Consider the following 22,401-nt stretch of genomic DNA (forward strand, 5'->3'; position numbering starts at 1 on the left):
AACCCATCCAGGCACTCTCAACCGAGCATCCTCAACCGATCAGGCCATGCAGATCGAGCAACTGAAGAACATCATCGAGGCGGCCCTGCTCGCCGCCACCCAGCCGCTCACCGTGCAGCAGCTGGGCGACCTCTTCGGCGAGGAAGACGAGGTCGACCGCGAGCAGCTGTCGCGGGCGCTGGAAGCGCTGGCGGAAGACTGCGCCGGCCGCGGCGTCGAGCTGCGCGAGGTGGCCTCCGGCTTCCGCTACCAGGTGCGCCAGGAGGTCCATCCGTGGATCTCGCGCATGTGGACGGAAAAACCCAGCCGCTATTCGCGCGCCCTGCTGGAAACGCTGGCGCTGATCGCCTACCGCCAGCCGATCACCCGCCCGGAGATCGAGCAGATCCGCGGCGTGGTGGTGTCCTCCAACATCATCAAGACGATGGAGGAGCGCGAGTGGATCCGCGTGGTCGGCTACCGCGACGTGCCCGGCAAGCCCGCGCTGTTCGGCACCACCCGCGCGTTCCTCGACTACTTCAACCTGAAGTCGCTGGACGAGCTGCCGCCGCTGTCGGAAATCCGCGACATGGAAGACCCGCAGCTGCGCTTTATCGAAGACCTGCCGGCGCGCGTGATCCGCGACCTGCCGATCGATCCGGAAGCCGAGGCCGAGGAACGCGCCCGCGCTGAAGCAGAAGCTCAGGCCGAAGTAGAAGCTCCGGCCGAAGAGAACGGCGCCGAAGCAAGCTCCAGCAACGAAGACGAGGCACCCGGCCGCACCGAAGGCGAAGAGGAATTCCACGTCGCGGGCCAGCCGGAAGCCGCCGGCGAAGTCGCCGAACCGGCCGCGCCCGCCGCGCCGGTCGAAGAACACCAGGAGGCCGCGGCCGTCGAGGCCGCGGCTCCCGTCACCGGCGAGGAGCACCCCGCCGCATCATCCACCCCCACTGCCGCCGAGGCAGCGGACGAAGCGGACGCCAGCGATGGCGACGCCACGAAAGACACCGAGGAGTACCGCGCATGAATGCGCCGCAGAAATCCGTTTTGACCCTCAAGCGCGACACGCGCACCACCGACGCGCCCGCCCTGGAAGAACGCCTGCACAAGGTGCTGGCCAACGCGGGCCTGGGCTCGCGCCGCATGCTCGAGCAGCGCATCCAGGCCGGCGAAGTCGAAGTCAACGGCAGCGCCGCCGGCATCGGCGCCAGCGTGCACGCCGGCGACCGCGTGGTGGTGGACGGCAAGCAGTTCGTGGTCGCCACCGACAACCGCGACGAGACCGAAGTGCTGGTCTATCACAAGCCCGAAGGCGTGGTGACCACCCGCGAAGACCCCGAAGGCCGCCCCACCGTGTTCGAGCAGCTGCCGCGCCTGAAGGGCGCGCGCTGGGTCGCCGTGGGCCGCCTGGACATCAACACCACCGGCCTGCTCCTGCTCACCACCGACGGCGAGCTGGCCAATGCGCTGATGCATCCGCGCAGCGGCCTGGTGCGCGAATACCTGTGCCGCGTGCATGGCGAGGTGCCGGACGAAATCATCGAGAAGCTGAAGGCCGGCGTGGAACTGGAAGACGGCCCCGCCCGCTTCGACGAGATCGCCGTGATCAGCCGCGGCGGCAGCCACAGCTGGTTCCGCGTGGTGATCCGCGAAGGCCGCAACCGCGAAGTGCGCCGCCTGTGGGATTCGCAGGGCTTCCTGGTCAGCCGCCTCAAGCGCATCCGCTACGGCAGCGTGGAGTTGTCGCGCACCCTGCGCCGCGGCGACTGCGAGGCGCTGGGCGAAGAAGCGGTGAAGGAACTGCGCCAGGCCAGCGGGCTGGGTGCGCCGCAGCCGGTGCTCACCCTTAGCCCCGTGCTGCATCAGCGCCGCGCCAGCCGCAACGTCACCGAGTACCGCCCCGAGCGCGGCGCCGGCGGCGCGTGGAGCGGCGCCTACCAGGACGAAGCGCGCGAGCTGCGCGCCTACGACCGCATCCGCGAGGAACCGGCACGCGGCAAGCAGCAGCGCCGCCGTCCGGGCAAGGAAGTGAACGGCAACGTCGCCCGTCCCGAGCGCGGTCCGAACGCGAACGCCGGCCGCCGCAAGACGGGCGGCAAGCGCGGCGTCGCACCGGGCCAGGAACTGCCCTCGGTGCGCACCTGGTTCGCCGGCGAAAGCCGCGAAGGTGGCGGCGGCCAGGGCCAGGGCTACGGTGGCGGCAATCGCCGCAGCGGTGGCGGCGGCAAGCGCGGCCCCGGCGGCCAGGCGCAGGGCGGCGGCAATCCCTACGGCGGCTTCGGTGGTGGCGGCAACCGCAGCTACGGCGGCGGTGGCGGCTACGGTGGCGGCCAGGGCCAGGGCGGCAAGGGTGGACGTCCGCAGGCGCGCAGCGGCGGCGCTCGTCCGGGCGGCCAGGGTGGCGGTGGCGGGCGTCCGGGCCAGGGCGGCGGCAATCGCTCCGGCCAGGGCGGCGGCAACCGTCATGGCGGTGGCGGCGGGCGTCCGCAGGGCGGCGGCCGCGGCGGTCCGCGCGGCGGCAATCGCTGAGTCCAGGCGATGGACGCGGTCCGCATCTATCACAACGACCAGTGCACCAAGTCGCGCGCCGCACTCGCGCTGCTGCAGGAGCGCGGCTGCCAGTGCGAGGTGATCAACTATCTCGACACGCCGCCCAGCATCGATGAACTCGTACAGCTGCTCGATCAGCTCGGCATGACGGCGCGCGAACTGATCCGCAAGGGCGAGGCGGAATATGCCGAGCTGGGGCTGGACGATCCCGCGCTGAGCGAGCACGACCTGATCGCGGCGATGTCGCGGTATCCGCGCCTGATCGAGCGACCCATCGTCGTTGCCAATGGCAAGGCGAAGCTGGGGCGGCCGCCGGAATCGGTGCTGGGGATTTTGTGAGCGCATGAAAAAAAGCCGCCGAAAGGCGGCTTTTTTTGTGCATGGAAGATTCCGCGCCGTTCCACTTGCTCGTCATTCCGGCGCAGGCCGGAATGACGAGCAACTACGGCTGCAGCGAAAACTCATCCGCATCCATCCATGCCGGAAAGCGCTCGCGATGCGCCAGCAGCGGTGCGGGATCCAGCGTCACCGTCGCCACCTGCTCCTGCGGCCCCAGCTCGATCAGCGGCTCGCCCACCGCATCGAGCACCGCGCTGTCGCCCGCATAGGGCAAGTCGTTGCCATCCACGCCGACGCGATTGAGCCCGATCACGTAGCTGAGATTCTCGATCGCGCGCGCGCGCAGCAGCGTGCGCCACGGCTGGCGGCGCGGCGCCGGCCAGTTGGCGACGAACACGGCCAGGTCGTAATCCATGCCGCCCGCGGCGGCTTCCACGCGGCGGTTGCGCAGCCACACCGGGAAGCGCAGGTCGTAGCAGACCTGCGGCAGGATGCGCCAACCCTTCAGCTCCACGATCAGCCGCTCGCGGCCGCCGCCGTAGCGCGTGTGCTCGCCGGCCATGCGGAACAGATGGCGCTTGTCGTACTGCGCGAAGCTGCCGTCCGGACGCACCCACAGCAGGCGGTTGTACACGGTGTCGCCTTCGCGGATGGCCAGGCTGCCGCACAAGGTGGCGCCGACTTCCTGCGCCAGCGCGCGCAGCCAGGCCACGCCTTCGCCGTCCATGGTTTCCGCGCTGGCGCGGGTGTCGTTGCTGAAGCCGGAGAGAAACGTTTCCGGCAGCACGATCAGGTCGCTCCTGCCCACGCCGCGCACCAGCGCGCCGTAATAGTCGCGATTGGCCGGCGCGTCGTGCCAGCGCGTGGCTCCCTGCACCAGGCTGACAGTCAGAGCTTGCATAGGCGCTCCGCGGCGGCTTCCATGGTGGCGTCGCTCTTGGCGAAGCACAGGCGCACCAGGCGCGTGTCCGGCGCGGTCTCGTAGAACGGCGCCAGCGGGATCGCCGCCACGCCGCCGTGCTTCACCAGCCACTCGCAGAAGGCCACGTCGGACTCGTCGCGGATCGCGGCGTAGTCCACCAGCTGGAAATAACCGCCCGGCACGTCCAGCAGCTTGAAGCGGGACGGCTGGATGAGCGCGCGGAAACGGTCGCGCTTGGCCTGGTAGAACGCAGGCAGTTCCAGGTAATGCTCCGGCGTGCTGGCCATGAATTGCGCGAACGCCACCTGCGCCGGATGGAAGGTGCAGAAGGTGAGGTACTGGTGCACCTTGCGGAATTCCGCCGACAGCGCCGGCGGCGCCACCGCGTAGCCGAGCTTCCAACCCGTGCAGTGATAGGTCTTGCCGAACGAGGACACCACGATGCTGCGCCCGGCCAGCTCCGCGTGGCGGAGCACGCTCTGGTGCAGCGCGCCGTCGAACACGATGTGTTCGTACACTTCGTCGGACAGCACCACGATCTCCGTGTCGCGCACGGTCGCGGCGAGTTCGTCCAGGTCCGCCGCCGACAGCACCGCGCCGGAAGGATTGTGCGGGCTGTTGATCAGGATCATCCGCGTGCGCGGCGTGACGGCCTCGCGCACGCGCTGCCAGTCGATGCCGAAGCTGGGCACGGTGAGCGGGATATGCACCGCCTTGGCGCCCTGCAGGTCGATGGCCGGCTCGTAGCTGTCGTAGGCCGGGTCGAACACGATCACTTCGTCGCCCGCGCGCACCACCGCGGCGATCGCCGCGAACAGCGCCTCGGTGGCGCCGGACGTGACGGTGACGTCGGTACCCGCGTCGATGCGGCGGCCGTACATGCGCTCGGTCTTCAGCGCGATCTGCTCGCGCAGCGCCGGCAGGCCGATGCCCGGCGCGTACTGGTTGCGCCCTTCGGCCATGGCGCGGCTGATGGCGTCGCGCAGCGGTTCCGGCGGTTCGAAATCGGGAAAGCCCTGCCCCAGGTTGACCGCCTGGTGCTCGACGGCGAGCTGGCTCATCACGCTGAAGATGGTGGTGCCCACCTTCGGAAGCTTGGTGTCGATACGCATCGAGGCTCTGAGGGTTTGGAAGTCCAAACGGGATGCTAGCACGCGGGAGCTTTCGGGCCCGCGCGCCCGCCGCTTTTCAGACTTCCGGACAGGGCCGCTTGCTGCACTGCTCGTGCTTCTGCAGCGTCGCCTGCGGCAGGCGCTCGGCGAGGAAGTCGACAAAGGCGCGCACGCCAGGCAGCAGGCCGCGCCGGCTCGGATAGACGAAGTGCATGGTGCCCTCGGGTACGCTCCAATCCGGCAGCAGCACTTCCAGGTCGCCGTTGGTGATGGCCGGCGCGCAGACGAATTCCGGCAGCAGGGTGACGCCGATGCCGCGCCGCGCGGATTCGAGCAGCACGGAGAAATCGCCGCAGATCAAGCGCGGCTGGATATCCACCACCACGCGCTCGTTGTCCGCGCCCAGCAGCTCCCAGCTGTGCGCGCCCTCGTGCTCGTTCATGGCCAGCGCGGGGATCGCGGAAAGATCCGCGGGCAGCTTCGGACGTCCGCTCTGCTCCAGCAGCTTGGGGCTGGCCACGATCAGCACGCGCGACTGGCCGAAGGTGCGCATCACCAGGGTGGCGTCGGTATCCAGCTTGGAGCGCACGCGGATCGCCACGTCCACGCCTTCGCCGATCAGATCCACCCGGCGGTTGGTGGCCTGCAGGCGCACCTGCACCTTGGGGTACTGCGCCAGGAAGTCCGGCAGCACGTGCGCCACGATGGTCTGGGCCAGCGAGTTGGGACAGCTCACCCGCACCACGCCGCGCGGCTCGGTGCGCAGCTCGTCCACGGCGTCCTGGGCGGCGCGCGCCTCTTCCAGCACGGCGCGGCAATGCGAATAGAAGCGCTCGCCCACCTCGGTGACCACGAAGCGGCGCGTGGTCCGCTGCAGCAGGCGCACGCCAAGGCGGTCTTCCAGCTGCGCGATGCGCTTGCTCAGGCGCGACTTGGGGATGCCCAGCGCCCGCCCCGCGGCCGAGAAACCGCCGTGCTCCACCACCGAGGCGAAGAAATAGAGGTCGTTGAGGTCCTGCAGGGCGCCGTCGAGTACGCTCATCGTCGTTTCCAATATGAAACAATTCGTTCGCAATCACCCAGCTTATCGGATGATTGTTCCAAGAATATCGTTATTCCCGTCGCCGGCATACCGACCGGCCCCCGAACGAGGAATAGCGCCATGAAAGTCCTGCACATCGATTCCAGCGCCCTGGGCAGCCACTCGGTGTCCCGCGGCCTGACCGCCGCCATCGTAGCCGAGCTGGTCCGCGAACAGCCGGGCGCGGAAGTCGCCTACCGCGACCTCGCCGCCCAGCCGATCCCGCACTGGAGCCCGGTGGCCGATGCCGCCGATCCGGCCGCCGTGCTCGGCAGCGCCGTGCTGGAAGAATTCCTGGCCGCCGACGTGATCGTGATCGGCGCCCCGATGTACAACTTCTCCGTGCCCAGCGCACTGAAGGCCTGGATCGACCGCGTGGCGGTCGCCGGCAAGACTTTCCACTACACCGCGAACGGTCCCGAAGGCCTGGCCAAGGGCAAGCGCGTGGTGATCGCCTCCAGCCGCGGCGGCTTCTACGGCCAGGGCACGGCCGCCCAGTCGTTCGACTTCCAGGAGCCCTACCTGCGCGCGGTGCTCGGCTTCCTCGGCATCACCGATGTGGAATTCGTCCGCGCCGAAGGCGTGAACGTCAGCGCCGACCACAAGACCGAAGCGCTGAAGACCGCCCAGGCCAGCATCGGCGTGGCGATCCGCAAGGCGGCTTAAGCTCCACTGCACCCTCCACCCCGGCCGGCGCCGCGCAGTTCATCGCGCGGCGTCGGCTTTTCCGGCTTCGTACACGGCCTTGCCGTCGACCCAGGTGCTGAGCGGCTTGAGGTCGGCGACCTGGCGCGGCGGAATGGTCAGCGGGTCGGCATTGAGCACCACGAAGTCGGCACGCATGCCTTCCTTCAGCATGCCCACCTCGCGCTCCATGAAAGCCGCATAGGCCGCGGTGCGGGTAAAGCCGGCCAGGGCCTGGATGCGGCTGACCTTCTGGTCCGGCAGCCAGCCGCCCGGCGGCTGGCCCTTCAGGTCCTGGCGGGTGATCGCCGCATAGATGCCCAGCATCGGATTGGGGCTTTCCACCGGGAAATCCGAGCCGAAGGCCAGCGGCACCTGCTCGTGCAGGAAGCGCTGCCAGGCATAGGCGCCCTTGAGGCGGTCGATGCCCAGGCGCTGCGCGGCCCAGGGCATGTCCGAGGTGGCATGGGTCGGCTGCATCGAGGCGATCAGATGCAGCTTGGCGAAACGCGGGATGTCGTCCAGCGCCAGGATCTGCGCGTGCTCCACGCGCCAGCGGTGGTCGCCCTGCGCGTCCTTGCCCAGCGCGGCCTGGTAGGTGTCCAGCACCATGCGGTTGCCGCGGTCGCCGATGGCATGGGTGGCCACCTGCACGCCGCACTTGTGCGCCTTCTCCACCGCGACGCGGTAGTCCTCCGGCGAGGTGACGAAGATGCCGCGATTGCCGTGGTCGTCGCTGTAGTCCTGCAGCAGGGCCGCGCCGCGGCTGCCCAGCGCGCCGTCCATGTACAGCTTCACCGTATGCATGCGCAGGCGGCCGCTGTCGTCGATCCACTGCCCGCCCTGCATGCACAGCCATTCCAGCGCGGCATGGTTGCCGTCGGCCATTTCGTACAGGCGCAGCGGGATATCGCCGGCCTTGGCCATCTGCTGCAGCACGCGGAAATCGTCCAGGCTGACGCCGGCGTCGTGCACGCCGGTCAGGCCTTGCGCCACCAGCTCCTTGAAGGCGGTGCGGTACATCTCGCGTGTCTGCGCCGGGGTCCGCGGCGGCACCGCATTGCCCACCAGCGGCTGCGCGCCGTCGATCAGCACGCCGGTGGCGCGCGTGCCGACGCGCACGATGCGCCCGCCATCCGGCTGCCAGTCGCCATCGAGCGGCTTGCTGGCCTTCTTCATCGCCGCGGTATTGGCCCAGGAAGCGTGGCCGTCGATGCGCTCGAGAAAGACCGGCCGATCCGGAAACGCCAGATCCAGATCGGCCGCGCTGGGAAACTGCTTGTCCGGCCACAGGTTCTGGTCCCAGCCGCGGCCGAGCAGCCAGGCGTCCTTGGGCAGCTTCGCGGCGAAATCCTTCAAGCGCTGGACGATCTCCGCCTTGGAATGCACGCCGACCAGGTCGGCCTGGCCGCGGACCATCCCCAGGCCGAGTACGTGTCCATGGGCGTCGATCAGGCCGGGGATCACCGTCGCGCCGTGCGCATCCACCGACTCCGCACCGGCGAACTTCTCCTGCAGTTCGGCCGTGGTGCCTACAGCGAGCAGGCGGCCTTCGCCGTCCCAGGCCAGCGCGGTGGCCTCGGGCCTGGCGGGATCCATGGTGTGCACGCGTGCGTTGACGAGCAGCGTGGCGGCCTGCAGCGGCGCGAGGGCGAGCGCCAGCAGCACGGCGGCGGCGAGGCGGCGGGACAGAAGCATGGGCGGCGTCCTGGGGAGGGAATCGCGCCACTTTGCCCGTGCCCGGGCGGGAATGACAAGAAGCGGATGGCGCCGCGCCGGCGGATCAGCAACCGGCGACGGCGAAGCCTTCGATCGAGCGGTCCTCGTACTGCGCCAGCCGGATGGCCGAACCCAGCCCCGGCATTTCCACGCAGATCGAACGGCCCGAGCGCGCGTGCTCGTCGCGGGCGACTTCCCGCGCCAGCGTGATCGCCGGCCCCAGGCGCAGGCCGCTGAACAGGCAGAAGCCCGAGCGGCAGATATTCCATTGGCCTTCGTGCGAAGGCTTGAGCGCGTAGATGATCATCGTGCTTGCCCCTCTGGGATGAAGTACGCCGGCTTGCGGTCGCGCATCCATGCAACGGCCGCCATGCCAGCGTGCGAAGCATGCATCGGCGTGAGGAATCGTCCTATCGGCGTGCGGCACGTCGTTGTGTAGGCGATGGCCTACATATTTGTGGTCCAAGTCTCAATTTCACTGGCGGCGGCACATTGACGGCCATGGAGCTTGCTGTCGTGGCATGAGTTCTGCGCGACCGTGCCACGGAGCACACAAACAAAAAGGCGCCCCGGAGTGCGGGGCGCCAAAGCCTAGGGCTCAGGGGCATGAGCCATACAGAAGAACGCCCCGGTCATCGGCTGGCATGAGCCTGAAGCTCACCGCCTGACTCGCGGGGCAGATGCAGATTGCGCCTATTCGCAATCGGCACCTAGCGGCGAATGGCGCAAGTTCTTGTAGGGGAATTCCGATGAGTGGCGTCGGTATCGCGCCGACACCAGATGAGCGCTCTCTTCCGGCAACACCGCACGGATCGTCCGATGCTTCTGAATCAGGTCCGCCACATGGTCGGCGACGCCCAGGTCGGACGCACCCCGGCCCGCAGGCAACAAAAAACCCGCCATAAGGCGGGCTGCGCTTCCAGGCATGAATGCGGGTGCCGTGGTCCCGGCCGCACTCCTGTGCCCCGAAAAAGAAAAGCCCCATCCATGGGGCTTGCAGCCGTCCCTAGCCGCTTCGTCCTTAGTGTCCGGGGCATCGGCAAAGGAGCCTGACTTGCCGGACAGAGATAGTTTGCGGATTTGTCTTAGGTGGGGGTAGAGGTGAAAGGCGCGTCGTGTTGTAGGGGAATTCCTACAAATACCCTGCCCATACGAAATTCGGACTTTGCGGCCCCGAGAGCCGGATGGCTTCGGGGTAGCATCAAAGATTACGCAAGTCGCACTTTTCAGCTGGACTAAGGGATCGGGATGCCAAACCCATTGCTCGAAGTGGACAAATTCAAGGCATGGGCCGGCACTTACCCAAGCACCGAACGATATGGCGAATGGGAGTGCGACTACACGGAGTGGCCAGCACTTCACGCAGCCGTACTCGAATTCGTCGCCAGCCGCCCGTTCGATCACTGGCAGCGGGGGGAGCAGACGCAGGTCCTCTACGCCATCGCGCGCGACAACGAGATCGAATATCTCGCCGAAGAGATCAGGACCCGCCATCCAGAACTGCTGCTATCGCTTGCCCAAGCCTCGCTTGAGATCGATGAACGCGATGCGCGCTGGCAACTCGCCGTCCAGCTGGCATGGCTGGGCGTCCAAGCGGAACCGCTGCTGTTGAAGATGGCTGACGACGAGCACGAATACGTCCGGCGCCGCGCACTGCAATCGCTGCTTCGAATCGATTCGCCCTCGGTCGAAAAATTCGCCCTGGCAGCCTGGCACCGGCCCGATGAAGCACAGCAGTGGGCGCGAATGAATGCGCTTTATTGCCTGCAAGGCATCGGCTCATCGCAGCTTCCGGCGTTATTGGCCGAGGCCGAAAAGGACGCGCGCCCATACCTTCGCGAGTACGCCAGCCGGATTCTGCGAGGAGAATGTCTTGACTAGCCGTTTCGACCAGGAATGATCAGGTGCGGCAACCCATTCCAGAAAACAAAAAACCCCGCCGAAGCGGGGTTTTTCATGCGTTTCTGGAATGTCGTGCGACACGCCGGAAACTTCGATTGGTGCCAAGGGAAGACCCAGTAACACACGCAACCACTTGATTTAGCCAAATTTACGAAGTCACCCTTAACTTCATACCCAAGTTCGTACCCAAAACCATTCGATTGCCCGTGAGTGCCTCTAGTTCGGGACACTTGGTTTTGGACCGGAGCCTTGGGAGCCAGCGAGAGTACGGCCCCTGGTTCGGCAGTACCCGTTTCCGTAAGCGTCCATTCCATTAGCGCCCCCCTTTTTAGCGGAACGCGCCCCTTCAGCTTTATGTTCCATTAGGGCATGAGGGCAACTTCGAGCCATCCATATAACGCACAACCTTAAGCTCGGCCATCAAGCCGTAGTGCATAGCACTAACCAGGATTCCGTAAGGCCCAGTCACCTGCAAGCACTGGCGTTTCTATCGCTGGTGGACGGCGTGCGCGACAGCGGCACCATGCCACCAAATTTTCCCGCAGAAGGGATCCCGGTGATTTTTGCGTCGTACACCCAGAAAACCACAAGGTCGTCAAAGTGCTTGGCGTTCCTTAGCGCCGGATAGAGCTCATCAAGATTCAGCAACCCCGTTGCGAATTTACCTGGGCCAATGGTCACGTCATGAGGGGGGAGATCATCTGCGTGATAGATCGCCTGCAACTCCATTCCTACTCCCGCCCCTTTGTACACGACTAGCCCCGTCGCCTTTTGTCCCCAGGGTAGGAAGCGATGATCGAGCGCGATGGCCTTATCTGTGCAGTTCCAAAATCTTACATTCAAGGCAACGTGTCCGTCCCCCACCGTCACGCCGGCTGCCTCAACTACCACCGGATCTCGTTCTGTCGAATACGCATCAACCGAATAGGATGGGAGCAACACCAACGCGATAAGCAGCTTAAATCCTAGGGAGGTTTTCATACTCATACTCGTAGCCACTTAGTAGGCGCAGTTCTTTCTTCAGCTCTTTCTCGAGTAGTGCTTTGCACTTGTCGCAATCTCTAATGGCGCGAAGCTTAGCCCTCAGACACTCTATCTGCACCTTGTATGCAGCAATCTCGTCCGCGTCATCTTGAAGCTTACTTGTCTCTCCCACTCTCATGAACGCAGGCCGATTAACACAAATCGTAGGATTTGCGCTCAAGTATTGCTGCCTGTGCACCATTTCATGAGCACGAGTGCAGTCTCCCCAACAAGCCATCTCGTCGAAGGTAATCGTGGGTGACAGGTATACCGAGATTCCGCCAAAGCCGTCGCAAACAATTGTCGACGCACCGCCGACCTGAGTCCCCGGATCCGCTACCTTCGCCTTTCCGTCCGGATCGAAAGCTATAAGCGGGTTACCGTCCACATAGGCATACGTGCTTATTGAGTTACGCAATCCGGTGGGGTCGCTTTGAATATATCGGCCGGTGGCAGGCTCGTAGTCGCGCGCGATGCTATAGACGAGATTGCTCTCAGCATCGAAATACTGGCCGGGAAACCGTAAGTTGAGAACAGCTCCGACACTTAACGGAGACTTCTCACCAAACGGATTCGACTGATAGCCCCACTGCCAAACAATCGCTCCAGCACCATCAGTAGCGGCACGCGGGCTATTTAATCCGTCTGCATGCACGTAGCTCACTGCGCTAACGGAGCCATTCGTATCCACGATAGCTACCGGAACGGCATCCAACCAGATGTAGCTACGATTCGTCGCTCCGTACTCACCAAGGAGCTGGCTGCCTTCGTCATAGGCGAAGCGCTGACTCGCTGATGCCACCTTGGCAATACGCTGCCCCATGGCGTTGTAGGTGTAGCTTCCGACGGTCTGCCCATTGCGCTGCACCACCGTCATGCGATTACGGTCGTTGTAGCCATATCCAAACGTGTCGCTGCCGGCTGCGTTGCCCGTGATATTGCCGTTGGTATCGTACGTCCGGGCGCTGCTACCGATGCTCGTCAGCCAGTGGGTGCCAGTCTGATAGCCGTAGGTGCCCGTGGCGACCCCATTGCTCGCCTTACTGAGGCGGTCGCCGGTCTTGTTGTAGGTGTACGCCTCGATCGCCTGACCCTGCGCATCCTTCAGACCCGTCAGCCGGTACAGCGGGTCGTAGCTGTAGGTCTCGATCGCCGGATTGGCCCCTGCTGCGTTGCCCAAGGCCGTGATGTTACCCATCGCGTCTCGGGCAAAGTGCAGGTTCAGTGCCGGACTGACGACATCCGTCATCGCGTAGTTGGCATCGTAGGTGCGGGTCAGGGTCTGGCCATTGCCCAGTGTGTAGCTGACGATGGGCCCGAACGGGAGGTAGCTGACGTTGGTCACCACATTGCCGGCACTGCCACTGCCCGGTGGCTGCGCGGTAACACCATTGATGCGGCCGGCGCCGTCGCGGCTGTACTGAACGACGGTGCCATCCGGAGTGCGAGTACTAGCCAGCCGGTCGGCCAGAGTGTAGCTGTAGTTGACCGTGTCAACGTTGGTGCCCTGGGTCTGGCGCTTCTGCACCACATTGCCGCGGGCGTCATAGCAGTAGACCGTGGTGACGGCGGTTTCGACCACGCTGGTCCGGCGGCCGACCGGATAGGAACCTGAGCAACCGGTGACGCTGTCGGCCTCGTCGTAGCGGTAGCTGACGTTGGCGTCGCTGGTCGGATACGTAGTGGCGGTGATGCGATTGAGCGCATCGAAGGTGCTGTGCCTGATCACACCCCGCGCATCGGTGGCCTGGATGCGGTTGCCGGCGGCGTCATAGACGTAGCTGGAGGTGCCGGTATCCGGGCTGTGCAGGCCGGTGGCGTTGCCCAAGCCGTCGTAGTCGTACGTCGTATTCAGGCTGTCCGGGTCGCTCACACCCAGGAGCTCGTCGCGAGGGCCATAGGCGAACACGCTCTGGGTGTTCTGCGTGGCGGTGTCGGTGCCGTTGTAGTTGTCGATCGTGCTGACCAGGCGGTTCAGCGCGTCATAGCCTTGCTTGCGCTGGATGCCCAGAGCATCGGCGCTGCGCACCAGGTTGCCATTGGCGTCGTAGCTGTCGGCAAAGCTCGCGTCGAACACAGTGCGGCTCAGGCCGTCCTTGATGTTGGTCAGCTGGCCCAGGGTGTTGTAGCTGCGGGCCAGGGAGCGGCGCAGGGTGTTGCCGGCGTCGAAGGTTTCTTCCTTGGTCTTATTGCCGGCGGCATCGAGCGTGTAGTGAATGCGGTTGCCCAGGGCATCGGTGATATCCGTCAGCCGATGCGCGGTGTCGTAGGTGTAGGTGACCTGGATGCCATCCGGGTCTTTGACCGACGCGACGGCACCATAGGGCGTGTAGCCGATCTGGGTGAGGGCATCGTTGGACGACGCCGTACCGTCTGCGTTGGCGCGGACGGTTCGAGTCAGCAGCCAGCCGCGGGCGTGGTAGGTCGAATCCGTGACGACGCCATTGGCGTCGCGCTCGCGCACCACGCGGCCGTTCTTATCGTAGGCGACCACGGTGCGCACATGGCCCACCGCATCAGTGACTTGATAGAGGTCGCCGGCGCGATGGCAAGCACCACCGGCAGTACCGCAACCCGATTCGTCCGTGCTCCGGTAGTAGCTGTAGTGCGCGGTACTGGTGATATCGGTGCGTGGTCCGGTGGCGCTCAGCAGCAGCCCCACAACCGGGCACTGAGTATCGTCCACAGCATCACAATAAGCATAGGTCCGGCGACTAACGCCTGGAGGCGCGGTTCCCGCTACTGCACAGACATAGGTGGCAGCCCCGCTGACAGCAGGATCCGCCTCGCAATTAGCTACCACTTGGCCAGCAGCGTTATAGACCCAGGTAGTCTTAGCGACCAGATTGCCGCTGCCGTCCAGCACCGATCGACTCAAAGGCAGTCGCCGCGAGGCATCCCAGGTCGTGTTGGCCGTGCGCTGACCGGACAAACCTTGAGCCTCGATATGTTGCGCGAGCAATCCGTTCGAATCGTATGAGCTCGCTGCGACTGCGCCCACGCCATCGGTGCTCGTTGAAACCCTGCCATTTGCTCCGAAGGTGTAACTCTTCGACTCCGACACGCACCCGGCACAGCTCGCCACAGACTGGGTCGGCCGATTGATACCAAGGCTGGCTAGGAAATTGACGCTATTTGTCGCGCCAAGAGGATCAGTGACCACCGCACTAGCAATATCAGTCTTTGACCGACTGACCTGTACCGTGGTGTAGGCGATGGCATACGAAGACACACCACCAGCCATGTAATTGCGTATGGCAAGCCCTTGCGCATCGTAGAAAGTACTGGAGTACGTGGCGCCACTTTCATCTATAACGCTAGTCAGCGCATTCGGAAGGGTTGCACCCGATGTATTGGCAGCCTCGCCATAGTTGTACTGAATCGTTTTACCATCCGGATAGGTAACGACCTGAAGATTGTTGCTTGTATCGTACGTAAAACCAATGGCACCACCATCAGGCTGAACTAGGGTCTTAATCCTCCCCTGGCCGTCGTACGTAAAGGTGAGCGTGCGACCGAAGTCATCCTGCACGCCCACCAACTGGCCCGCATCATTCCAGCTCAACGCCTGTCTACGACCGCTACGATCGGTGATCGATTGAAGGTGACCGATGGCGTCATAGACTTCCGTCTCTCCTTTGGCGTTGAGATATGCCAAAGAGGTATAGTTCCCGCTCGAATCCTGCGTTGAAGTCAGAACACCATCTACGTCGGCATCGAAGACCCACGCACCATTGACAAGATCCGCGATGTACGTCTTGCCATCCTCGCGCAGGAGATAAGCGGAGGTGGCGCTGCCGTCCGAAACTCGATACACGCGAGCCAACTTGAGGTAGTTGACCGTTCGGTTCGCGCCCAGCACGTTTTCAGCAGGTGAAGCGATCCCGCTGTAACCCAAGCTGTTGTAGACCCAGCTGAAGTTAAGTGGGAAGGCGCCGCCGCCGACGTATTCGGTTTTTATCTCGAAAACATTGCCCGTAGCGACATTAATTGGATCACCACAGACAACGCATGGTCCCGGCGGCGCACCACGACTCTTGTCTGGATCAATCCCAGGAGGTGTCGGGCAGGGGCCGCCTGAGTAGCGGCCCACCGAACCTGGAGCAGAAGAGCACGAAGACCATTGCTCCATATAGCGGTGGATATTGTACCCCGGGCCGTTGAATAGCTCGTTGCTTCCGCACCAAAGCTGTTTGCTATATGGGGTCCATAGGGCGCCGTCTACATATCCATCCGCGTGCTCCATCTTGACGCCAAGCAAGACCCCGTACAACGTGAGATTGGAGCCAGGAAAACAACCGTTAGTGGTTCCCCAGCCGGCCTGCAGCGCAGACATCGCGCTTGGATAGCGGACCTTCGTGGGATCCTGGTCATAATTTGCGCTGGCAAAGAAATTGATTGGCGCATGATCCGCTGATGCCTTCAGCGCAAACCCCGCTATCACTGCAAGCAGCAGACAAAGCAACCATCTGTTCATGCACCAGCTCCATTTTGATACGCCACGCCAGAGCCACTAAGTATGAGGAGAAGTAGCTCCCCGGCGCTTTTACCCAAGAAAAAACCGAGGTTGCGCGCAACCTCGGCTCCATTTCGCAATCTTCCACGACAGTATCGCCATCGATTGTGACGATACACTCATCCATGATCGCCCTTCCAATTCCCGACAACCCTGCGGCTCTGGGCACACCCCACAGGCGTTGGCACCTACATCAGGTGCATATCCCATCATTTTCATAGAAAGCAGCAAGACCCGGCAAGGCCACTCAGTCCTTGTAGGGGAAATCCTATAGCTGGCGTCGGCTAATGGGCACTATCGCGGCCGCCACACCGGGCATAGGATCGGCCCGCGACCAGGCTGCAACGGCCCGGTCAACCACGGGGGAACAACTCATGCGCAAACTCAGCGTCTTGCTGGCGAGCTGCTTGCTGGTCCTTTCCTTCACGGCTAATGCCAGGGGTGGCAGCCATAGCAGCGGATCATCGGCCCACTACTCCGGCTCACATCACACCACCAGTCATGGCGGCCACTACTTCGGTGGCTCCGGCTCATCCCATCGCGGCGGCAGCTATCGCAATACACGCACCGGCAATCACTACGGCAAGCACGGACGCTGAAAAAACAGGGGAGAGACACATGAAGGGGCGAATGCTTGCCGTAGTGATCGGTTTGTCGTGCACGAACTGTTACGCAGAGAACTTGCTTTGCCAGGGAAAAATGAACATGCCCGAAGGCCACGCATCCGAGGATAGTCGTGTATTAACCATGGACTTCAACTCGTTGGCTGCAAGCATGGAGACATTTCACGGCAAGGCCTTTGGAGTTCTGATCAAAGGCGATAAAACCTATACGGGAAAGCTAGCGCACCGACCACGTTTTGCGACCCGCCGGACTGACCAGTAGGGAGAGGCCGTTGCCATCCGACAGGGCATAGGCCTTGGCCGCAGCCTTGGCTTTGCGGATCTGAAGCTCGGTCAGCGGATCGGCTAGGCGTGACATAGGGAGGGACCATCTTGGGTAGGATTGAGCAAATCATGCCCAAATTCCTACCCAAAAGTCCAAGACTCCACTGGACGTCTATGGACGCCTAGAAACAAAAAACCCCGCAGCTACGCGGGGTTTCGTGTATTCCATGGACGTCCTGGGACGCTATGAAACTTCGATTGGTGCCCAAGGGGGGACTCGAACCCCCACGACTTGCGTCGCTACCACCTCAAGGTAGTGCGTCTACCAATTCCGCCACCTGGGCAGGTGTCTTGCTGTTACTTCTTTTCCGGCGTCGAGGCCGGCTTGGCCGGAGCGGTCGCCGCGGGGACTTCGGCGCTCTGGGCCGGAGGCGTGGCTGCCGGGACGTCGCCTGCCGGCTTGGTCGCCTGCGGGACTTCCGCGTTGGCCGGCGCCGAGGGCTGCGCATTCTGCGTGGCGGCCGGCGGGTTGGCAAGGCCGGACATCACGCCGAGATCCGCGCCGCCGTTCTGCGGAGCGCCGTGGCGGCTCAGGTAGATACCCATGCCGAGGCTGAGCAGGAAGAACAGCGCGGCGAGCACGGCCGTGGCGCGGGTCATGAAGCTGGACGAACCGCGCGCACCGAACACGGTGGCCGAGGCGCCGCCGCCGAAACCGGAACCCGCATCGGCACCGGCGCCGCGCTGCATCAGGATCAGCACGATCATCGCCGCGGCGATCAGGATGTAGAAGACGCTGAAGATGACGAACATGGTTTCCTAAAGAATCCGTGCGCTCAGTGCGCGGCGGCGCAGATCGCGAGGAAATCGGCCGAGGTCAGACATGCACCTCCGACGAGCCCCCCATCCACATCCGCCTGCGCGAACAATTCCGCGGCGTTGGCCGGCTTGACGCTGCCGCCATAAAGCAGCCGAGTCAGACGGGCGATCATAGCATCCTGCCGGGCCAGTTGGCTACGGATGAATCCGTGGACCTCCTGGGCCTGCTCCGGCGTGGCGGTGCGGCCGGTGCCGATGGCCCAGACCGGTTCATAGGCGATCACCGCGGTATCGAAGCTGGCCACGCCATTGAGCGCCAGCACGGCGTGCAGCTGGCGGGCGATCACCGCCTCGGTCTCGCCGGCCTCCCGCTGCGCCAGCGTCTCGCCCACGCACAGCACCGGGGTGAGGCCGCCGGCGCGGGCGGCGGCGAACTTGCGCGCCACCAGCTCGTCGCTCTCGTGGTGGTACTGGCGGCGCTCGGAATGGCCGACCAGGGTCCACTGCGCGCCCACGTCCTGCAGCATCGCGGCGGAGACTTCGCCGGTATACGCGCCCTGCCCCTCGTGCTCGCTCACGTCCTGGCCGCCGAAGCCCAGGCCCGAACCGGCATGCTGCGCCGCCAGCTCGGCGATATAGGGAAACGGCGGGAACACCACCGCATCGATCGACGCCGGCAGCCCGGCCGCGATCTCGCTCGCCAGCGCGGCGGCCATCGAGCGGCTGCCGTGCATCTTCCAGTTACCGGCAACGAGCTTCTTGCGCATGGCGCGTCTCCCTTCCTTCGAAAACGCGGCAGCTTAGCGAGCACTCTTTGACCCGGCAACGGCGCGGGCGCTGGCGCGTTCCGCCAACTGACCGCAAGATCGCGTCTCCACCCGCGCACCGAAGGAACCGGCATGCCGCAGTCCCGCCCCCTGAGCCTGATCACCGGCGCCTCCGCCGGCATCGGCGCCGCCTTCGCGCGCGAACTGGCCGCGCGCGGCCACGACCTCGTGCTCACCGCACGCCGCACGGACCGCCTGGAAGCGCTGGCGGAAGAACTTCGCGGCAAGCACAACGGCAGCGTGACCGTGCTGCCGGCCGATCTCGCCGACCCCGCCGCGCCGCGGCAACTGCAGGCCGCGCTGGCCGAACGCCAACTGGCCGTGGACTGGCTGATCAACAACGCCGGCTACGGCCTGCCCGGCACCTTCGACGCCAACACCTGGCAGGACCACGCGGCCTTTATCCAGGTGCTGATGACCGCCCCCACCGAACTGGCCTGGCGCCTGCTGCCCGGCATGCGCGAACGCGGCTACGGCCGCATCGTCAACGTGGCCTCGCTCGCCGGCCATGTGCCGGGCACGGCGGGACATACGCTGTACGGCGCGTCCAAGGCGTACCTGATCAAGTTCTCGCAATCGCTGGCGCTGGAAAACCGCCACCTCGGCATCCACGTCTGCGCGCTGTGCCCGGGCTTCACCTGGTCGGAATTCCACGACGTCACCGGCACGCGCGAACTGATGAACCAGATGCCGCGCTTCATGTGGCAGACCGCCGAAGAAGTAGTGCGCGAAGGCTGCGATGCGGTCGAACGCGGCGACGTGGTGCGCGTCACCGGCCGCGTCAACCGTTTTATCAAGGCGCTGGTGAAGCTGATGCCGGACCGCATGGCGCTGGCCTTGTCGGCGCGCGAATCGCGGCGCTACCGGCAGACCGCGGCGCACTGACTCACGGGCGCTTGCAGCTCAGCGTGTCGCCCACCACGAAGCTGCCGCCGCGCATCATCTGCCAGTCCACGCGCAAGCCGCCATCGGCCATGCGCACATAGACGAACTTCTGCGCCGGCTGCACCTCCGGCGCGGAGGTCCACGTCAGCGTGTCGCCTTCCCATCCGCCGGCACTGAAACGGCGCGCGCCGCCGAAATTGTCGACGATGGCCGCATTGAACTGCTTGCCCTTCGCGTCGTACGTCCACGCTTCCACCGCGCGATACGTATTCGGCGCGATATCGTCGTGATGCTTGAGCACACCCGCGCCGCCGAGCTCGGTGTCGAAGCGCATGGTCGAGGCGATTTTCTTGCCGCTGGCGGGAAACACGCCAGCGCAATGCCAACTGCCCAGCAGCGGCTGCATGGCCTGGATGGGGGACGGCGCCTCCGCGGCGCTGGCCGCGCCGCCGAGCAGGGTCAAGGCGAACAGGAACGGAACACGCATCGCGGCATCCCCGCATCGAAGTGCCGCGAGGCTAGCGGACTCCCGGCCGGTGCGTACCGACCGGAAGTCATGCATCAGCGTCAGATCAGCCCGGCTTGGATCGAGCCGATCAGATCAGCCCGATCAGATCAGCCCGATCAGATCAGCCCGATCAGATCAGCCCAATTAAATCGGCCCAATTAAATCAGCCCAATTAAATCAGCCCGATCAAATCAGCCCGATCAAATCAGCTTGATCTCACGCAGCCGCTGCTGCAGATACTCATGCGAGGTGATCGACGTGTCGTAGCGGCTCGGGTTGTCCGGCGTCACGCACTGCGGCAGCGGATCCAGCACCACGTCCGGGTTCGGATGCAGGAAGAACGGCACTGAATAGCGCGGCTTGCGCGCATTGGCGTTCTGCGGGTTCACCACGCGGTGCGTGGTGGACGGATACACGTGGTTGGTCAGGCGCTGCAGCATGTCGCCGATATTCACCACGATGGCATCGCCCTCGGTGGTGATCGGCAGCCACTCGCCCTCGCGGGTCAGCACTTCCAGGCCCTCGGCGCTGGCGCCGACCAGCAGGGTGATGAAGTTGATGTCCTCGTGGGCGCCCGCGCGCACGTTCGGGATGTTCTCCTCGGTGATCGGCGGGTAATGGATCGGACGCAGGATGGAATTGCCCTGGTCGGTCTTGTCCTCGAAATAGTTCTCCGGCAGGCCGATATGCAGGGCCAGCGCGCGCAGCACGCGGGTGCCGAGCTGGTCCAGCGCCTCGAACAGGCCGTAGCCGTAGGGCTTGAACGCGGGCACTTCCTCCGGCCACAGGTTCGGCGCCATCACGTCGGCGAAGCGGGAGTCGCGCGGGATCTCGCGGCCCACGTGCCAGAACTCCTTGAGGTCGGCGTACTTGCTGTCCTTGGCGGTCTCCACCTTGAACGGGGTGTAGCCGCGCGCGCCGCCGCTGCCGGGCACGTGGTACTTCTGCTTGGTCTCGGCCGGCAGCGCGAAGAACTGCTGGAAGGCCTGGTAGGCGTTGTCGATCAGCTCCGGCGCGATGCCGTGGCCGCTGATGCCGCAGAAGCCGTATTCGCGGTAGGCCGCGCCCAGCTCGGCCACGAAGGCCTCGCGGTCGGTGTCGTAGCGGCGGATGTCGAGGGTGGGAACCCGTTTGACGGTCGTATTCATGTGTCGTGATCCACAGGTAGGCGTGCGGTCGATTTGTCGAACCCGCCACCGCAGGGGCGGGGCACGTCGGGCCAATCCTTGGCGACCTGGGCGGGGCTGGGTCTTACGACCGCCCCCGCTGGCTCACGAGCGTTCGGCCGCGGATTTTACGACCTCCGCCAGCTGCTCCGCCATCCGCCTCACCTCGGCCTCGTCGGCGGCCTCCACCGTCACCCGCACCAGCGGCTCGGTGCCGGAGGCACGCAGCACCACCCGGCCGCGGCCGCGCAGGGCTTGCTCGGTCTCGGCCAGGGCCTGCTTCACCTCGTCGCTGTGCAGCGATTCGCGCGCGCCGTTGGCGCGCACGTTGATCATGATCTGCGGCATCTTGTAGAGACCCTGGCGCGCCTCGGCCAGGTCGCGCCCGCCCAGCGCCTCCAGCACGGCCAGCGCCGAGACGATACCGTCGCCGGTGCTGGCGCGGTCCAGGCACAGGATATGGCCGGAGGTCTCGCCGCCCAGCTGGCCGCCGTGCTCCTTCAGCTTCTGCAGCACGTAGCGGTCGCCCACGTTGGCGCGGATCAGGTCCACGTCCAGCGCGCCCAGCGCCTGCTGCAGGCCGTAGTTGCTCATCAGGGTGCCGACCACCGGGCCCTTCAGGCGGCCCTGCGCGGCCCAGGCGCGGGCCAGGATGAACAGCATGTCGTCGCCGTCGGCCAGCACGCCTTCGCGGTCCACCATCTGCACGCGGTCGCCGTCGCCGTCGAAGGCGATGCCGATGTCGGCGCGGTGTTCCAGCACGGCCAGCTGCAGGGTCTGCGGATGGGTCGAGCCCACCCCGCGGTTGATGTTGAAACCGTCCGGCTTGTGGCCGATGGCGATCACCTCGGCGCCGAGCTCGGAGAACACCTTCGGCGCTACCTGGTAGGTCGCGCCGTTGGCGCAGTCCAGCACAATGCGCATGCCGCGCAGGGTGAACTCGCTGTCGGCCAGGGTGCGCTTGCAGAACTCGATATAGCGCCCGCCCGCATCGTCGATGCGGCTGGCCTTGCCCAGGCGCTCGGGGGACTCGGTGGTGAACTCGGCATCCAGGCCCAGCTCGATCGCCGCTTCCACTTCGTCGGACAGCTTCTCGCCGGTGGCGGAGAAGAACTTGATGCCGTTGTCCTGGTGCGGGTTGTGCGAGGCGCTGATCACGATGCCGGCCTGAGCCCGCAGCGAGCGCGTGAGGAAGGCCACCGCGGGCGTCGGCATCGGGCCGAGCAGGCCCACGTCCACGCCCGCCGCGACCAGGCCCGCTTCCAGCGCGGCCTCGAACATATAGCCGGACACGCGGGTGTCCTTGCCGATCAGCACCTTCGGCCGCCCTTCGCGGCTGTCGCGCGCCAGCGCCATGCCGGCGGCGCGGCCCAGGCGCAGCATGAAATCCGCGCTGATCGGCCACTGGCCGACCGGCCCGCGAATGCCATCGGTGCCGAAGTATTTGCGTTCGCTCATGGGGATCCTTTCATCGCGCCGGAG

20 protein-coding genes and 1 tRNA gene are annotated in these 22,401 nt (G+C 65.1%); 7 read left to right on the forward strand and 14 right to left on the reverse strand.

All coding sequences use genetic code 11. The features are described from left to right. The first annotated feature begins 46 nt into the window (after positions 1-46). The 3 genes from scpB to arsC are packed head-to-tail and all read left to right on the forward strand — an operon-like array spanning position 47 to position 2,868. Positions 47-1,006, forward strand: a complete 960-nt coding sequence (gene scpB / locus ISN75_RS12710; protein ID WP_423385068.1) for an SMC-Scp complex subunit ScpB — start codon at positions 47-49, stop codon at positions 1,004-1,006. Next, positions 1,003-2,508, forward strand: coding sequence for a pseudouridine synthase (locus tag ISN75_RS12715; protein WP_343819974.1), 1,506 nt, complete (start codon positions 1,003-1,005; stop codon positions 2,506-2,508). Before scpB ends, ISN75_RS12715 begins: the two co-directional genes overlap by 4 nt. 9 nt (positions 2,509-2,517) lie before the next feature. After that, positions 2,518-2,868, forward strand: a complete 351-nt coding sequence (gene arsC, locus ISN75_RS12720; RefSeq protein WP_167256914.1) for an arsenate reductase (glutaredoxin) — start codon at positions 2,518-2,520, stop codon at positions 2,866-2,868. Between the two features lie 103 nt (positions 2,869-2,971). Here arsC and ISN75_RS12725 read toward each other — a convergent pair whose 3' ends face one another. The 3 genes from ISN75_RS12725 to ISN75_RS12735 form a co-directional block, all read right to left on the reverse strand. Next, positions 2,972-3,769, reverse strand: coding sequence for an amidohydrolase (locus ISN75_RS12725; protein WP_167256913.1), 798 nt, complete (start codon positions 3,767-3,769; stop codon positions 2,972-2,974). After that, the gene (locus ISN75_RS12730) at positions 3,757-4,902 is read right to left on the reverse strand and encodes a pyridoxal phosphate-dependent aminotransferase (protein WP_343819977.1); all 1,146 of its coding nucleotides are present in this window, start codon (positions 4,900-4,902) and stop codon (positions 3,757-3,759) included. The genes ISN75_RS12725 and ISN75_RS12730 overlap by 13 nt, the downstream gene beginning before the upstream one ends. 76 nt (positions 4,903-4,978) lie before the next feature. After that, on the reverse strand, positions 4,979-5,944 hold the full coding sequence (locus ISN75_RS12735; RefSeq protein ID WP_167256911.1) for a LysR substrate-binding domain-containing protein: 966 nt from the start codon (positions 5,942-5,944) through the stop codon (positions 4,979-4,981). 120 nt (positions 5,945-6,064) lie between these two features. On the opposite strand from ISN75_RS12735, the gene ISN75_RS12740 reads away from it, so the two are divergent. Next, positions 6,065-6,649 (forward strand): FMN-dependent NADH-azoreductase, encoded by a 585-nt coding sequence (locus ISN75_RS12740; RefSeq protein WP_343819979.1) that lies wholly within the window; start codon positions 6,065-6,067, stop codon positions 6,647-6,649. A 39-nt stretch (positions 6,650-6,688) separates the two neighbouring features. Here the strand turns inward: ISN75_RS12740 and ISN75_RS12745 are convergent, their stop codons facing one another. Both ISN75_RS12745 and ISN75_RS12750 read right to left on the reverse strand, forming a co-directional pair. Further along, positions 6,689-8,365: an amidohydrolase gene (locus tag ISN75_RS12745; protein WP_343819980.1), complete on the reverse strand. Its 1,677-nt coding sequence runs from the start codon at positions 8,363-8,365 to the stop codon at positions 6,689-6,691. Between the two features lie 85 nt (positions 8,366-8,450). Beyond that, positions 8,451-8,693: a hypothetical protein gene (locus ISN75_RS12750; RefSeq protein ID WP_167256908.1), complete on the reverse strand. Its 243-nt coding sequence runs from the start codon at positions 8,691-8,693 to the stop codon at positions 8,451-8,453. A 962-nt stretch (positions 8,694-9,655) separates the two neighbouring features. Between ISN75_RS12750 and ISN75_RS12755 the strand changes: the two genes are divergently transcribed. Next, positions 9,656-10,267: a HEAT repeat domain-containing protein gene (locus ISN75_RS12755; RefSeq protein ID WP_343203664.1), complete on the forward strand. Its 612-nt coding sequence runs from the start codon at positions 9,656-9,658 to the stop codon at positions 10,265-10,267. A 486-nt stretch (positions 10,268-10,753) separates the two neighbouring features. On the opposite strand, the gene ISN75_RS12760 is transcribed toward ISN75_RS12755, so the two are convergent. Both ISN75_RS12760 and ISN75_RS12765 read right to left on the reverse strand, forming a co-directional pair. Then, positions 10,754-11,269: a hypothetical protein gene (locus ISN75_RS12760; protein WP_168647241.1), complete on the reverse strand. Its 516-nt coding sequence runs from the start codon at positions 11,267-11,269 to the stop codon at positions 10,754-10,756. Then, on the reverse strand, positions 11,247-15,788 hold the full coding sequence (locus tag ISN75_RS12765) for an RHS repeat-associated core domain-containing protein (protein WP_168647240.1): 4,542 nt from the start codon (positions 15,786-15,788) through the stop codon (positions 11,247-11,249). The genes ISN75_RS12760 and ISN75_RS12765 overlap by 23 nt, the downstream gene beginning before the upstream one ends. 413 nt (positions 15,789-16,201) lie before the next feature. Between ISN75_RS12765 and ISN75_RS12770 the strand changes: the two genes are divergently transcribed. Next, a complete protein-coding gene (locus ISN75_RS12770) occupies positions 16,202-16,426 on the forward strand; it encodes a hypothetical protein (RefSeq protein ID WP_168647239.1) in 225 nt (74 codons plus the stop codon). A 241-nt stretch (positions 16,427-16,667) separates the two neighbouring features. Here ISN75_RS12770 and ISN75_RS12775 read toward each other — a convergent pair whose 3' ends face one another. The 4 genes from ISN75_RS12775 to tpiA form a co-directional block, all read right to left on the reverse strand. Beyond that, the gene (locus ISN75_RS12775) at positions 16,668-16,808 is read right to left on the reverse strand and encodes an Arm DNA-binding domain-containing protein (protein WP_423385069.1); all 141 of its coding nucleotides are present in this window, start codon (positions 16,806-16,808) and stop codon (positions 16,668-16,670) included. A gap of 165 nt (positions 16,809-16,973) precedes the next feature. Beyond that, a tRNA-Leu gene (locus ISN75_RS12780) sits at positions 16,974-17,058 on the reverse strand. Positions 17,059-17,071: 13 nt separating this feature from the next. After that, entirely contained in the window at positions 17,072-17,527 is a 456-nt protein-coding gene (gene secG, locus ISN75_RS12785; protein WP_343819981.1) for a preprotein translocase subunit SecG, read from the reverse strand. A gap of 23 nt (positions 17,528-17,550) precedes the next feature. Beyond that, complete coding sequence (gene tpiA / locus ISN75_RS12790; RefSeq protein ID WP_167256905.1) at positions 17,551-18,300, reverse strand: triose-phosphate isomerase; 750 nt, start codon at positions 18,298-18,300, stop codon at positions 17,551-17,553. Between the two features lie 132 nt (positions 18,301-18,432). Between tpiA and ISN75_RS12795 the strand changes: the two genes are divergently transcribed. Next, positions 18,433-19,245 carry an SDR family oxidoreductase gene (locus tag ISN75_RS12795; RefSeq protein ID WP_343819982.1) on the forward strand — a complete coding sequence of 271 codons (813 nt, stop codon included), beginning with the start codon at positions 18,433-18,435 and terminating at the stop codon, positions 19,243-19,245. Between the two features lies 1 nt (position 19,246). On the opposite strand, the gene ISN75_RS12800 is transcribed toward ISN75_RS12795, so the two are convergent. The 3 genes from ISN75_RS12800 to glmM form a co-directional block, all read right to left on the reverse strand. Continuing rightward, positions 19,247-19,732, reverse strand: a complete 486-nt coding sequence (locus tag ISN75_RS12800; RefSeq protein ID WP_343819983.1) for a hypothetical protein — start codon at positions 19,730-19,732, stop codon at positions 19,247-19,249. Positions 19,733-19,953: 221 nt separating this feature from the next. Then, entirely contained in the window at positions 19,954-20,901 is a 948-nt protein-coding gene (locus ISN75_RS12805; RefSeq protein WP_168647237.1) for an isopenicillin N synthase family dioxygenase, read from the reverse strand. 123 nt (positions 20,902-21,024) lie between these two features. Continuing rightward, entirely contained in the window at positions 21,025-22,377 is a 1,353-nt protein-coding gene (gene glmM / locus ISN75_RS12810) for a phosphoglucosamine mutase (RefSeq protein ID WP_167256901.1), read from the reverse strand. Positions 22,378-22,401: the final 24 nt, after the last annotated feature.

Origin of the sequence: Dyella marensis (assembly GCF_049532885.1) — a bacterium.
GTDB classification, from domain to species: domain Bacteria; phylum Pseudomonadota; class Gammaproteobacteria; order Xanthomonadales; family Rhodanobacteraceae; genus Dyella_D; species Dyella_D marensis.

Bases quoted from the DNA above. Each gene is read 5' to 3' on its own strand.
- ISN75_RS12795 (WP_343819982.1), top strand. From the start codon at position 18,433: ATGCCGCAGTCCCGCCCCCTGAGCCTGATCACCGGCGCCTCCGCCGGC.
- ISN75_RS12775 (WP_423385069.1), bottom strand. From the start codon at position 16,808: ATGTCACGCCTAGCCGATCCGCTGACCGAGCTTCAGATCCGCAAAGCC.
- arsC (WP_167256914.1), top strand. From the start codon at position 2,518: ATGGACGCGGTCCGCATCTATCACAACGACCAGTGCACCAAGTCGCGC.
- ISN75_RS12745 (WP_343819980.1), bottom strand. From the start codon at position 8,365: ATGCTTCTGTCCCGCCGCCTCGCCGCCGCCGTGCTGCTGGCGCTCGCC.
- tpiA (WP_167256905.1), bottom strand. From the start codon at position 18,300: ATGCGCAAGAAGCTCGTTGCCGGTAACTGGAAGATGCACGGCAGCCGC.
- ISN75_RS12730 (WP_343819977.1), bottom strand. From the start codon at position 4,902: ATGCGTATCGACACCAAGCTTCCGAAGGTGGGCACCACCATCTTCAGC.
- ISN75_RS12760 (WP_168647241.1), bottom strand. From the start codon at position 11,269: ATGAAAACCTCCCTAGGATTTAAGCTGCTTATCGCGTTGGTGTTGCTC.
- ISN75_RS12800 (WP_343819983.1), bottom strand. From the start codon at position 19,732: ATGCGTGTTCCGTTCCTGTTCGCCTTGACCCTGCTCGGCGGCGCGGCC.
- ISN75_RS12750 (WP_167256908.1), bottom strand. From the start codon at position 8,693: ATGATCATCTACGCGCTCAAGCCTTCGCACGAAGGCCAATGGAATATC.
- ISN75_RS12770 (WP_168647239.1), top strand. From the start codon at position 16,202: ATGCGCAAACTCAGCGTCTTGCTGGCGAGCTGCTTGCTGGTCCTTTCC.
- secG (WP_343819981.1), bottom strand. From the start codon at position 17,527: ATGTTCGTCATCTTCAGCGTCTTCTACATCCTGATCGCCGCGGCGATG.
- ISN75_RS12805 (WP_168647237.1), bottom strand. From the start codon at position 20,901: ATGAATACGACCGTCAAACGGGTTCCCACCCTCGACATCCGCCGCTAC.
- ISN75_RS12735 (WP_167256911.1), bottom strand. From the start codon at position 5,944: ATGAGCGTACTCGACGGCGCCCTGCAGGACCTCAACGACCTCTATTTC.
- ISN75_RS12725 (WP_167256913.1), bottom strand. From the start codon at position 3,769: ATGCAAGCTCTGACTGTCAGCCTGGTGCAGGGAGCCACGCGCTGGCAC.
- ISN75_RS12740 (WP_343819979.1), top strand. From the start codon at position 6,065: ATGAAAGTCCTGCACATCGATTCCAGCGCCCTGGGCAGCCACTCGGTG.
- glmM (WP_167256901.1), bottom strand. From the start codon at position 22,377: ATGAGCGAACGCAAATACTTCGGCACCGATGGCATTCGCGGGCCGGTC.
- ISN75_RS12765 (WP_168647240.1), bottom strand. From the start codon at position 15,788: ATGAACAGATGGTTGCTTTGTCTGCTGCTTGCAGTGATAGCGGGGTTT.
- scpB (WP_423385068.1), top strand. From the start codon at position 47: ATGCAGATCGAGCAACTGAAGAACATCATCGAGGCGGCCCTGCTCGCC.
- ISN75_RS12715 (WP_343819974.1), top strand. From the start codon at position 1,003: ATGAATGCGCCGCAGAAATCCGTTTTGACCCTCAAGCGCGACACGCGC.